Origin of the sequence: Anditalea andensis (assembly GCF_000714815.1) — a bacterium.
Taxonomy (GTDB): domain Bacteria; phylum Bacteroidota; class Bacteroidia; order Cytophagales; family Cyclobacteriaceae; genus Anditalea; species Anditalea andensis.
The window spans coordinates 126,859-138,958 of the sequence record NZ_JMIH01000016.1 but is presented as its reverse complement, the minus strand read 5'-3'; the positions used below and the strand labels follow the sequence as shown (position 1 = coordinate 138,958).

The following is a 12,100-nucleotide window of genomic DNA, read 5'->3' as shown; positions in this document are numbered from 1 at the left end:
ATAATGATCAAAATCAGTAAATCGAATTGTTTAAAAGCAGGCATAGTCACTATGCTTGCTTTTTGTTCTTTAGATAACATTTATGCCCAGCGGGAATTGACTAATGTAAATTCTATCTATGATGAACAGCATCCTGTCCCACATCCCAATGGGGATCTATACTATTCTCTAGGTCTTCATCCTCAAAATATTGGAGGACAACAAGATTTGGGTGATATCTGGAGAAGTCCTAAAACTGGAGTTTCTGAATGGGGTAGTCCGGTGCATCTAAAGGGTATTTCTACGGGAGGCAATGATGTGGTAGTTGGTTTTACATCAGAAAATACCATGCTGGTTTACCATGACGGTACAAGTAGAAAACAGGGGATTCATCAATATGTGTTGAGTGGGAGTACTTGGGCCTATGAGAAAGCATTGAATATGGGGAGTTTTAGGAACAACTCCAGGCATTTTAGCGGAAGGCTTAATGAAGCGGGAAATATCATGGTCTTATCCCTGGAATCATTTGGTTCGTATGGCAATGAAGATATTTATGTTAGCTTCTTACAATCCAATGGAAGCTGGTCTTCCCCTCAAAATTTAGGCCCTACCATCAATACATATAAACAGGAGATGACACCATCCCTGTCCAAAGATGGCCTTACTTTGTATTTTTCCTCCAATGGTCACGGGACTACGGGAGGTAGAAACATATTTTATTCCCAAAGGCTGGATCAATCTTGGGAAAGATGGACTGCACCTGTACCCTTATCAGACATAAATTCTCCGGGAGTAGAATTAGCATATATAGAACTGGGTGATATGGCAATGTTTACGACCACTCAAAACAGTGAAGGATTTGGTGATATTTTACTCATTAGCAAAGTGTCTATAGCAGCTGCAGACACTACAGAAGATCCGATCTACCCGGAAGAAGAAGAAGCAGGTCCTGATATGGTAAACGAAGTGACCCAGGAGATAAATGTAGGTGAAGTAGAGGAAGCAGTAGCATTGGATGTAAAGGAAGTCACTCCTCCTAAAACGCCGCCTGTAATCATAGAAGATGACAGGGTATCCGAACCTGAAAAAATGGTAATTGGAGACATAACAGTTTTGGATATTAACACTTTGGAAGAAATACCTTATACTACCTCAGTTGTAGATGAATCAGCTAATACAGGTCAAACAGAAGCGGGTTCAGTTTATTCTGAAGATATTGATATTAGAATCAGCGCCAAAGGCTATTTTCCACAGGTATTAAACGTTCGGGTTTTACACCAAATGACAGAACCCATTTACCTTACTCCCATCGTAAAAGGTGCCAGCATCGTATTGGACGATATTTATTTTAAAAAAGGGACTTCAGATCTGGCAGATGATAGATCAACGGCAAACCTTCAAAAAATAGCTGAGTTCCTTAATGATAATCCTGATATTAAGATTAGGCTTGAAGGCCATACAGATAATTTGGGTGACCCTCAGTTAAATAAAGAACTGTCGATGAACCGCGCAGGCCAGATCAGAAATTTTCTGGTAGAGCAAGGTATTTCTTTTGAAAGAATAAGGGTATCAGGGTGGGGAGGATCCAGGCCGGTTGCCAGTAATCAGACCGAAGAAGGCAGAAATAAGAATAGGAGGGTAGAAATGGTAATAGAAGAGTAAAATGATGGTGGAGATTTTTCTCTATCTGATACAATAAAGTCCATTTCTATCAGAAAAAAACTCATCCAAAATATTGGATGAGTTTTTTTTAGGCATAAAGCTTAATTACTGTTTCTTAGATCTCCAGCCCCGGTTAGACTCATCGGTTTTTCTGCGGGCCCTGGGAAGAGGTTTTTCTGCTGTTTTGATATGGCCCTTATTGGTGCTAGGGTATGGATGATCTCCTATGACAGGAATTTTTTGCCCTATCAGTTTTTCAATTTTCCTTAGGTATTCTACTTCTTCTCCTTCACAGAAGGAATAAGCTGTACCTTCTCCACCGGCCCGGCCTGATCTGCCAATCCTATGGACGTAAGTTTCTGGAATATTTGGAATCTCATAATTGATAACATACCCTAGATTATCCACATCAATGCCTCTAGCAGCTATATCTGTGGCGACCAATACCCTTGTCTGTAGCGTTTTAAAATTGTTAAGGGCCCTCTGTCTGGCATTTTGAGCTTTATTACCGTGTATGGCTTCCGCTTTAACCCCGTTTTTAATAAGTACTTTAACTACTTTATCTGCCCCATGCTTAGTTCTGGTAAACACTAAGACTGATTTGATTTCTTCGTTTGCAAGAAGGTCCATCAAAAGGTGGTTTTTGTTTGGCTTATCTACATGGTATACATATTGATCTATGGTCTCAGCTGTAGTAGAAGCAGGGGTGACTTCTACTCTTTCAGGATTAACTAATATGGTGTTTGCTAGCTTTGTAATCTCCGGAGGCATAGTCGCAGAGAAAAACAGGGACTGCCTTTTATTCGGAAGTAGGGCAATAAGTCTTTTTACATCATGGATAAAGCCCATATCTAACATCCTATCCGCTTCGTCTAGGACAAATATTTCAATTTTTCCCAAATTGATTATGCCTTGATTGATAAGATCCAACAACCTTCCCGGAGTGGCTATCAGTACATCTACCCCCCGGTTGAGGGTTTTTACCTGAGAATGCTGGTTTACTCCGCCAAAGATCACGGTATATTTTAAATCAGTAAATCCACCATACACTTTGAAGCTTTCTTCGATCTGAATGGCTAGTTCTCGGGTAGGAGTGACGATAAGAGATCTTATATGGTTTTTGGAAGTATTGTTATTTTTATTTTGAAGAAGTAATTGGATGATTGGCAGCGCGAAGGCAGCAGTTTTTCCTGTCCCAGTCTGGGCACAGCCTAATAGATCTTTTCCTCTTAATACTACTGGGATAGCCTGGGCCTGAATTGGAGTAGGAGCTGTATAACCTTCTTGAGCTAATGCTTTTAGTATTGAAGGAATTAATGATAATGATTCAAATGTCATAAATGATATATAATGTAAAATTTTATTAGGCGTAATGCAAAAATCTTATGCAAGATACGATATTTAAGGCAAATACCTGATGTGAAAAAATTATAACAAGAACCAAGGCATACTTGGTTCTTGTTTAGTTTTAATATTTACTAAAAACCTACGGCAGTATCCATTCCCCTTGGGTCTGCTCCCCCTTCCAATCCATTAGGGGTAATGAGTATAGCATCCACCCTTCCTATTGGTCCACGTTCCTGAAATTTATGGCCTTTACTTTCCATTTTATTTTTTAGGTTTTCATCTAGACTTCCTCTTTCATAAAATATATGATCAGGTTTCCATTGGCTGTGGAACCTACGGCTGGAGACAGCTTCCTGCATGCTTAAATTAAATTCTATAACATTGACTATCGTTTGAAAAACTGATGTGGGTATCGTGGATCCCCCCGGAGTACCTACCACCATATAAAGAGCTCCGTTCTTCTCCAGTATCGTGGGCGTCATAGCGCTAAGCATTCTTTTACCAGGCTCTATCTTATTGGCTTCACCCCCCAGTAGACCATACATATTAGGAAATCCAGGCTTAATAGAAAAATCATCCATTTCATTATTTAAAATAAACCCTGCCCCATCTACTACTACATAAGATCCCATGAAGCCATTGATGGTCGTGGTGGCAGAAACAGCATTACCTTTGGGATCAACTATGGAGAAATGAGTGGTTTCTTCAGATTCAGCCTGCATGATTCCTTCCATAATGGCGGATGAAGGAGTGGCTCGATCAGGATTATAATCCAAAAATCTATTTTTCAAATAATCTTGAGAAAGCAATTGCTTCACTGGAACATCATAGAAATCCGCATCACCCATATAAGCAGCCCTGTCTGCATAAACTCTCCTTTCCAGTTCGGTCTTTAGGTGTAGGTATTGGTCATATTTTTCTGGATTAATATCTAGATCGTATTTTTCCAGCAAAGCCAGCATCTGTAGGATGATGATGCCGCCACTACTGGGAGGACCCATGGTGATGATTTTATAATCTTTATATTTTCCTACCAGTGGCACTCGCCAGACACTTTCATAGCTATCCAGGTCCTTTTGCGAAATAATACCACCACCTCTTTGCATTTCCTCTATAATATATTCAGCTACAGGTCCGCTATAGAAGCCGTCTCTTTTATGCTCCTTTATCCTCTTAAGTGTCCCTGCCAGCTCACGCTGAATAAGTCTATCGCCTTCTTTCCATTCTTTTCCTGTAAACTGGATAGGATCTATGCTTGAATATTCCCTGAAGGTATTTTTGGTATTGTTAAATTTCTGAGCCTCATCTTCGGTTAATAGAAATCCCTCTTCCGCTAATTTGATGGATGGATCAATCAGTACTCCCCATGGTAAAGATCCGAATTTTTCATATGCCTTTAACATCCCATCCACTGCTCCGGGAACGCCAGCTGCTAAAGCGCCCCTCTGGCTTTTCATTTCCATGGCTTCACCACTTTCATCGAGATACATATCCCGGCTGGCATTCATAGGAGCCTTTTCCCGGAAGTCTAAAGTATGATAGTTGGCATTGCTTTCCCGGATGACAAAAAAACCTCCACCGCCGATGTTACCAGCCTCTGGAAATACCACTGCCAAGGCAAACTGTACCGCTATGGCAGCATCAACTGCGTTACCCCCTTTTTTCATGATGGCCACACCTACTTCAGAAGCCAGAGGATGGGCGGATACCACCATAGCTGAATCAGCCATGGGGCCAATTTGTCTTTCGGACTGAAGACCAATTTGCCTAGTAAATGTACCTGGCTGATTGCAAGATAATATACTGGATACAAGTAATATATATAAAGATATTTGAAGTATTTTTACAGGTCTCATTTCAGTAATGTTTCATTAAATAGTTTTAATATCCTTTTGTATTCATCCGTCCAGCTGCTGGGTTCTACAAAGCCGTGGTCCTCTACGGGATAAAGGGCCATTTCCCAGTTATCTTTTTCCAGTTCGATCAGCCTTTGGGCTAATCTTACCACATCCTGAAAATGAACATTTACATCGACCATACCATGTGCTATCAAAAGATTCCCTTCTAAACCTTCTGCAAAATAAATGGGAGACGACCTTCTGTAAGCTATAGGGTCATTATATGGCTCGTTTAAGATATTAGAAGTATATGGATGATTATAATGCGCCCAATCTGTAACAGATCGGAGAGCAGCTCCAGCTTTAAAGGTGCCCGGTTCATTGAAAAGTGCCATAAGTGTGATAAACCCTCCATAGCTGCCACCATATATTCCTATTTTATCCGGATTTACATTATAATTTGAAACTAAATGTCTTACTCCATCCACTTGGTCAGATAAGTCTTTTCCACCCATATGTCTATAAATCCCTGTTCTCCAATCCCTTCCATACCCTGCACTTCCTCTATAGTCAATATCAAGAACCGTATAGCCCAAATCGGTCAATAAATTATGGAACATATATTCTCTAAAATAGGAGGACCACCATTTGTGCACATTTTGTAAATATCCTGCCCCGTGAACAAAAATTACCGCTGCCCCATTTCTTTTATCTTCTGCTGGAACATAAAGTCTGGCAGGAACCATGGCTCCGTCCTGTGCTTCAAATCTTATCAACTCGGGCTTCCGCCAGTTATAAGCTTTGAATTCTTCTGTTTGGCCGCTTGTTAGTTGGGTCGTCTGCTGTTTGTTTATAGGCTGGAGATACAGTTCCCATGGATTGTTACTGTCAGAAAACAATATGGCAAGGTGCTTTTCATCTGGTGATAGTGCCACGTTATTATTACCCTCCATCGTCGTCAGTTTCTCTTTTCTGCCTCCCATTAAGGGCATCCTATAGAAGTGCCGTTCACCAGGATGAACCTCCGAGCTGGTAAAATACCAAGATTTACTATCTAGTGAAATAAATGGATCAAAAACTTCATAATTTCCTTCAGTAAGTGCTTTTTTGGTACCATTGGTCACGTCTATTAAATATAAGTGAGAATATCCACTCTCCTCTGACTGAAAGTAAATATGTCTGTTGTCAGGTAACCAGCCAAAAGTGCCTCCACCCATAGAATAGCCTAAACCGGGGCCTGCTATCCACGCTTCATCACGCTGCCTGTCCAAAGTATTTATTTCTCCGTTGGCCATATTTAAAGATGCTATCCATCTGTCCTTATTATCCTGAGATCTTATGCTCAATACCGCATATTGACTATTGTCGGAAAAGTAAACTTTTGATGGAATAACTTTTCTGGCCTCCTTTTTCCACTCCCTATCCGGGTAATCCGTCACATAATCAGGAAGGTCTTCTATGCCCTGGAGCCCATTTAAGTCAGCCATATAAACGGTATCTCTTTTCAGATCATAAATGGCAAGTTCTATCTTCACAGGTTCTTCCCCTACTTTTGGCCTCGAAGGTAGATTGACTGTATAACTGGAAGCGTCTGTATAATCAGGTACATTGGTTCTCTTGGTATCTGTATCTCTGGATACCAGAGCAAAGGTTACATAGGCAGTATCGGGAGAAATGCTCATATTGGTAACACCCCTTTTACCGGTGAAGAAGGTATATGGCTCCTTTTTGGCCACAGCCTTCCGGTAAGATTCTGAATCCTCTTTTTTCTCTTCCCGCTCTCTTATTACAGCAAGTAGATCAAGGTTATCTTTTTTCAGCCAACTTTCCTTTTCTGACAGTTCGGACTCTTTTTTCTTAGGTTCATCTCCTGATTTAATATTTGTTAGTTTTCGTAAGTTACCTTCGTCAAGATGATATAAGTAGATGTTGTTTTCAGATTCAAATGCTACCAAATTACCTTTTCCTAAAAACTGTGGGTTGCTAATAGATGAGTTCCAATGAAGAACTTCGGAAGATTGTTGGGTTTTAACATCCAGGGACATCAACCTTTGATCGGATACATATATTTTTTTTGTACGGTCTTTGTTAATTACACTCGAAGAGGGGATTAGGTTGTGCCTTTCAGAAGTTCCGACTTTACTGATCTGGTCAGTATTTTTTAGGCTAATTTTGTACAAAGAATCCGCAGGATCTTTTTCTTTGTTGTAGTTAAAATAAATAGTTTCTCCTTTTTCATCCCATCTGATGTTTGAAGGAAAAGTACCCATCCAGGCCGGGTCTTTCATTATCTTTGGTACGGATAATTCACTTTGAGAAAATCCATATTGGGTCCAAAGTAAAGTAAAGAAAAATAAAGTAAAACATTTTTTCATAAATATAATTTTTAGTTTATGTCCTATTATCAGTCAGATATAGACAAAATAATAGCCCAATTTGGGCTAAAATTGGGCTATATACAATAATTATTTTGTAAAAGGTAAGGAGCAGGGATTGACTACCCTTTTTGTTCATCTAAAAAATTCTGGAGCTCTCTTTCCAATATCTGTAGATAATGGTGTAATTGGTCTTTGTGTAGTGGATACATGTTTTTAGGGTCTTTTTCTATTTCTTCCAGAAGTTTTCTTACTTGTAATGCACCTAAATAGCTCATGGTGGATTTACCTTTGTGACATCTTGTTTTGATTTTTTTAAAATCTTTTTGAGCAAAAACTGTTGGAAGGTTCATTAGATCTTTTAAATTGGTTTCCATAATAATTTCCACCATTTGGACTGCCATTTCGTTGTCATCTCCGAAATAGTGAAAAATTGTTTCTTTATGAATTAAAGTGTACATATTTGGTAAGCAATAATGAGAATATAGTAAGCTGTAAAATTTATGGATAAAAATGTATTATAAAGGTAGTATTTTGTATTTGAAATACGTGAATAATATTGTATTATTTTTGATAATTTTTTAACATTTAAGCAATAAGCATGAATCAAAGTTGCCCTTTACCGTTTTCCTATTTATTCAAAAGCATGATAGATCAGTATTGCGGAAGATGACTAGCGAATTCCCAGTATTCCTTATAATGGATATAAAATACCAGTAAATCAGGTATATAAGAATTAAACGGGTAATTAATATTTATAATTGTACATACATTAAATAAATAAAATCTTGTTAATTTTAGATTTTGAAAACTGATTTATAAAAATTGGAGTTAGATAAATTCAATGAGCAAAAACAAAAAGATATTTCTGGTAATAGGTGGGATATTTTTAATTATAGTCATCATAATAGGGATAGACATATCCTCCAGAACCACATTTCCGGGTTCAAAAGGTAACTTGAAGGAGAGAATGGCCCCAGCAGATACGATTAACAGACATGACCAAAAAAAATAAGATTGACATCAGCAGCCTTGATCTGGAGAAAATGAAAGAGATGACAACTGATAAACCAGGCTTACTTCCCTATGCCCATCATTCCGGAGGAGCCATTATCAGACCAGAAGACAAGGGTAAAATTACAGGCAGGGCTTTGGCTGCTATGGAGAGCCAGACCGATATGCAGATGTCCCAGATTTATCAGCAAATGCAACTCTTGGCTAATCAGGCCAAATCTATTCAAAACCGTGTAGAGATTTCTCAACGCATATATGAGGCTACAATAAATTTTGAACCTATCATTAACCATATATATTATCTTTACCATAAAGATTCTGGAGAAGATGTATTAAGCATGGTAGCTCCTGATGAATGGGGAAGGAAAAATAAACCCAACTTTATAGCCGAAGTAAAACTTCTGGCTGATCATACCTGGGAAATATTAAAAAAAGTAAATTAAAGCTGTGCACCATTCGAAAATAAATAAGCTGGTCAATCTTCTTCTGGAGCAGGATTTAGAAGTAGAATCCTCCTTTACGCTTGATGTTGCCCCATCTATTTTAGATCAAAGAGCTAGCGACCTGATGCAGGATGTTTACCAAAAATTAGGAGGTTTACATCAGCCTATACTACTGAACAAGGTTAAATTTGATTTTAAAATCGACCATTATGTATTTGTTTATGATAATGAAAATCACTTTAATAGATATAGGTTATCCTCATTAAAATCAAAGGTTTACAATACATTTTCGTTTATTTGGAAAGACGCTTACCTACGGCTATGCCGTACTTATGAGCGGGATTGCCTGAAATCAGGTATGCAGGAAAGGATCTGGAATGGTCCACCAATTGCTCAAAAACACTTTGGTGCTTCAGAGGAACCCGGGGACTTATCAGGAAGCGGTGCTGCCGGATGGAAACTAAATGCATACAATGATGCACAGATAGATCTATATAGCAGGCTACTTGGGTACAAGCTGATTAGGATTCCTAAATATGAAAATATTATGATAGGGGGAAGTCTAAAAATGATTGACCAGTTACTACTTTCTCCCAATAAGGGCAGTGCCTTAGGTATAGCAGCCTGGGTAAAAAGAAAATGCGAGAAATTATAACCATCACTTTCAGATAAATAAACCGTTGATTTCACGGTCTATCTTATTAACGATGCTGGCAAAATCCTCTGGATTCGCTACAAAATCGAGATGGTTAACATCTATTATGAGCAGCTTTCCTTTGTCATAGGTCGCGATCCACTCTTCGTAATGGATGTTTAAGTTTTTAAGATAATCTATACGTATGGCATTTTCATAATCCCTGCCCCTTTTTTCTATCTGCCCTACCAGCTTGGGGATATCTGCTTTCAAATATATGAGAAGATCCGGTGCTTTGACATACTGGATCATGCTATTAAATAGCTGCAGATAATTCTGATAATCCCTTTCCGATATCAGTTTTGATTTTTTGAGGTTTGCCGCAAAAATATAAGCATCTTCATAAATGGTCCTGTCTTGGACTACAGACATATTACTTGCCCTTATTTTCTGTATCTGGTTGAACCTGCTGTTCAGAAAATACACCTGTAAATGAAAGGACCATCTTTCCATATCCTCATAAAAATCCGACAGATAAGGGTTATTGTCAACTGCTTCAAATTCAGCTTTCCATCCGTAATGTTTGGCTAATTTTTCGCTTAGTGTAGTTTTTCCTGAACCGATATTTCCTGAGACTGCTATATGCATGATCTAGATATAGAGATGATATTTAAGGGGTCAAATGTAAAAAAATAATGCAGTAATAAACATAAAAATAGCCTGCAAAGACTGGATGCAGGCTATCAGTCTGAACATTAGCCCGTTTATTTTTTAAATCTTTCAGATACCGTAACCTCTTTACTTCCTTTGGTATATTTGTAGAATCCTTCCCCTGATTTTGCTCCTTTATATCCTGCCTCTACCATATTGGCCAGAAGTGGGCATGGAGCATATTTGGGATTACCAAATCCGTCATGCAATACTCTTAATATAGAAAGACATACATCAAGACCTATAAAATCAGCCAACTGCAGCGGTCCCATCGGATGCGCCATTCCGAGTTTCATCACGGTATCTATTTCTTCTACACCGGCTACTCCTTCATAATATGTATAAATGGCCTCATTGATCATCGGCATCAATATTCTATTGGCCACAAAACCAGGATAGTCATTTACTTCTACAGGGGATTTGCCTAATTTTCTAGATAAATCCATAACCTGATCAGTCACTTCATCGGTGGTAGCATATCCACGGATAACTTCTATTAACTTCATTACCGGCACCGGATTCATGAAGTGCATCCCGATCACTTTTCCAGGCCTTCCTGTTACAGCACCTATTTTAGTAATGGAGATACTGGAGGTATTGGAGGCTAATATGGTTTTATCAGGGCATATTTTATCCAGTTCCCTAAATATACTAAGCTTAATTTCAACATTTTCTGTGGCGGCCTCTACGACAAGATCAGCTTCATATACCCCATTTTCCATCTGGGTATACGTATGGATGTTTTGAAGCGCTTTTGCTTTACCCTGTTCATTTATCACACCTTTATCTACCTGTCTATCAAGGTTTTTTTCTATGGTAGATAAAGCTTTATCTAAAGCATCCTGATTGATATCAATAAGAGCGACTCTATAGTCATGCTGGGCAAAAACATGAGCGATACCATTGCCCATTGTACCAGATCCAATTACAGCTATGTTTTTCATTTTTTATATTTTGGTTAAGGTATTGTAAACTGTGCCTGTTTGCACCGTTTTTTCTATGTATAGTTTAGATATAAATCTAGGATGATAATCCTTCTCATCCAATTTTTTCAAAATATTTCCAAATAATGTTTGGTGCCTATCATAGTGCATATAAACAGAATCTAATAGAGGTATTCATTGATTGATGAAAGATTAACGTAATAATTTGTAAATTTACTTTTCATGGCCGGGCGTTTTAGGTAGGTAGCACACTAAATTGTCCTTTATAAAAAATCTTTACAAAACCATATGAAAGAATTAGGCATTATAAGCAGTTTATTGATCAATAGATTTTCACCAAACGGAGCTTATCTGGCATTACGGGACGGGGATGAGGTACTTTTGCCACAAGGGTATCTTAAAGGTGATGAAAAAGAGGGGGAAGAAATAGAGGTGTTTATTTATACAGACTCCGAGGACCGTCCGGTAGCCGTGACCCAGCGGCCGGTGGCGATAGAAGGTGAATTTGCGGTAATGGAAGTTAAGGAAATGACTAAATTTGGGGCATTTATGGATTGGGGATTGCCCAAAGATTTATTTGTACCCAAGTCAGAAATAGGTAAACCTATGGAAGAAGGTGGCAAATACCTGATCCGGGTCTGCATAGACCATAGGACCAATAGGCTTATAGGTGTTTCAAAATATGAGGATTTCTTGATGACGGACACCCAAGGGTTTCATCAGGGGGATGAAGTGGATGCTTTGGTATTTGATCAGACCGATCTGGGATTTAAAGTACTGATAGAGGGGAAGTTTGAAGGCCTGATATATAAGAATGAAATATTCAAAAGAATTGAGTTAGGGGACAAATTTAAAGCCTATATTAAAAAAGTCAGAGAAGATGGTAAGTTGGATCTGATCATTACTGCTCCTGGGCGAGAAAAATACGATGAAGGGGCACAAAGAATATTAGATACACTTAGTAAACATTCTTTTTTGCCACTTCATGATAAGTCTTCTCCCGAAGAAATCAAGGGCGTACTGGGCATGAGTAAAAAACATTTTAAACAATCCATAGGTCAGTTGTATAAAGATCGTAAAATTATCCTATTACCGGATGGAATTAGTTTGGCTTAGACCTATTGATAGCTATATGACAACCTTCCATTTTTTG

At 38.5% G+C, this 12,100-nt stretch carries 10 protein-coding genes; 4 read left to right on the top strand and 6 right to left on the bottom strand.

Translation table 11 applies throughout. The features are described from left to right. The first annotated feature begins 3 nt into the window (after nucleotides 1-3). Nucleotides 4-1,641 (top strand): OmpA family protein, encoded by a 1,638-nt coding sequence (locus tag EL17_RS08985; RefSeq protein ID WP_035072819.1) that lies wholly within the window; start codon nucleotides 4-6, stop codon nucleotides 1,639-1,641. A gap of 105 nt (nucleotides 1,642-1,746) precedes the next feature. Here the strand turns inward: EL17_RS08985 and EL17_RS08980 are convergent, their stop codons facing one another. The 4 genes from EL17_RS08980 to EL17_RS08965 form a co-directional block, all read right to left on the bottom strand. Continuing rightward, the gene (locus EL17_RS08980; RefSeq protein ID WP_084166159.1) at nucleotides 1,747-2,979 is read right to left on the bottom strand and encodes a DEAD/DEAH box helicase; all 1,233 of its coding nucleotides are present in this window, start codon (nucleotides 2,977-2,979) and stop codon (nucleotides 1,747-1,749) included. A gap of 140 nt (nucleotides 2,980-3,119) precedes the next feature. Beyond that, a complete protein-coding gene (gene ggt / locus EL17_RS08975; protein WP_240485958.1) occupies nucleotides 3,120-4,718 on the bottom strand; it encodes a gamma-glutamyltransferase in 1,599 nt (532 codons plus the stop codon). Between the two features lie 122 nt (nucleotides 4,719-4,840). Beyond that, entirely contained in the window at nucleotides 4,841-7,201 is a 2,361-nt protein-coding gene (locus EL17_RS08970; protein WP_035072817.1) for a S9 family peptidase, read from the bottom strand. A gap of 122 nt (nucleotides 7,202-7,323) precedes the next feature. Then, nucleotides 7,324-7,662 (bottom strand): Hpt domain-containing protein, encoded by a 339-nt coding sequence (locus EL17_RS08965; RefSeq protein ID WP_035072814.1) that lies wholly within the window; start codon nucleotides 7,660-7,662, stop codon nucleotides 7,324-7,326. Between the two features lie 537 nt (nucleotides 7,663-8,199). On the opposite strand from EL17_RS08965, the gene EL17_RS08960 reads away from it, so the two are divergent. Together EL17_RS08960 and EL17_RS08955 are read left to right on the top strand one after the other, a co-directional pair. After that, nucleotides 8,200-8,658, top strand: coding sequence for a DUF2452 domain-containing protein (locus EL17_RS08960; protein WP_035072812.1), 459 nt, complete (start codon nucleotides 8,200-8,202; stop codon nucleotides 8,656-8,658). A 4-nt stretch (nucleotides 8,659-8,662) separates the two neighbouring features. Beyond that, on the top strand, nucleotides 8,663-9,313 hold the full coding sequence (locus EL17_RS08955; protein ID WP_035072809.1) for a DUF7255 family protein: 651 nt from the start codon (nucleotides 8,663-8,665) through the stop codon (nucleotides 9,311-9,313). Between the two features lie 9 nt (nucleotides 9,314-9,322). On the opposite strand, the gene EL17_RS08950 is transcribed toward EL17_RS08955, so the two are convergent. Continuing rightward, entirely contained in the window at nucleotides 9,323-9,940 is a 618-nt protein-coding gene (locus EL17_RS08950; RefSeq protein ID WP_035072807.1) for a deoxynucleoside kinase, read from the bottom strand. 116 nt (nucleotides 9,941-10,056) lie between these two features. After that, nucleotides 10,057-10,947 (bottom strand): 3-hydroxyacyl-CoA dehydrogenase family protein, encoded by an 891-nt coding sequence (locus EL17_RS08945; protein WP_035072806.1) that lies wholly within the window; start codon nucleotides 10,945-10,947, stop codon nucleotides 10,057-10,059. A gap of 288 nt (nucleotides 10,948-11,235) precedes the next feature. Between EL17_RS08945 and EL17_RS08940 the strand changes: the two genes are divergently transcribed. Further along, the gene (locus EL17_RS08940; RefSeq protein ID WP_035072805.1) at nucleotides 11,236-12,063 is read left to right on the top strand and encodes a CvfB family protein; all 828 of its coding nucleotides are present in this window, start codon (nucleotides 11,236-11,238) and stop codon (nucleotides 12,061-12,063) included. Nucleotides 12,064-12,100: the final 37 nt, after the last annotated feature.

Bases quoted from the DNA above. Each gene is read 5' to 3' on its own strand.
- EL17_RS08970 (WP_035072817.1), bottom strand. From the start codon at position 7,201: ATGAAAAAATGTTTTACTTTATTTTTCTTTACTTTACTTTGGACCCAA.
- EL17_RS08950 (WP_035072807.1), bottom strand. From the start codon at position 9,940: ATGCATATAGCAGTCTCAGGAAATATCGGTTCAGGAAAAACTACACTA.
- EL17_RS08965 (WP_035072814.1), bottom strand. From the start codon at position 7,662: ATGTACACTTTAATTCATAAAGAAACAATTTTTCACTATTTCGGAGAT.
- EL17_RS08985 (WP_035072819.1), top strand. From the start codon at position 4: ATGATCAAAATCAGTAAATCGAATTGTTTAAAAGCAGGCATAGTCACT.
- EL17_RS08960 (WP_035072812.1), top strand. From the start codon at position 8,200: ATGACCAAAAAAAATAAGATTGACATCAGCAGCCTTGATCTGGAGAAA.
- EL17_RS08940 (WP_035072805.1), top strand. From the start codon at position 11,236: ATGAAAGAATTAGGCATTATAAGCAGTTTATTGATCAATAGATTTTCA.
- EL17_RS08980 (WP_084166159.1), bottom strand. From the start codon at position 2,979: ATGACATTTGAATCATTATCATTAATTCCTTCAATACTAAAAGCATTA.
- ggt (WP_240485958.1), bottom strand. From the start codon at position 4,718: ATGGCTGATTCAGCTATGGTGGTATCCGCCCATCCTCTGGCTTCTGAA.
- EL17_RS08945 (WP_035072806.1), bottom strand. From the start codon at position 10,947: ATGAAAAACATAGCTGTAATTGGATCTGGTACAATGGGCAATGGTATC.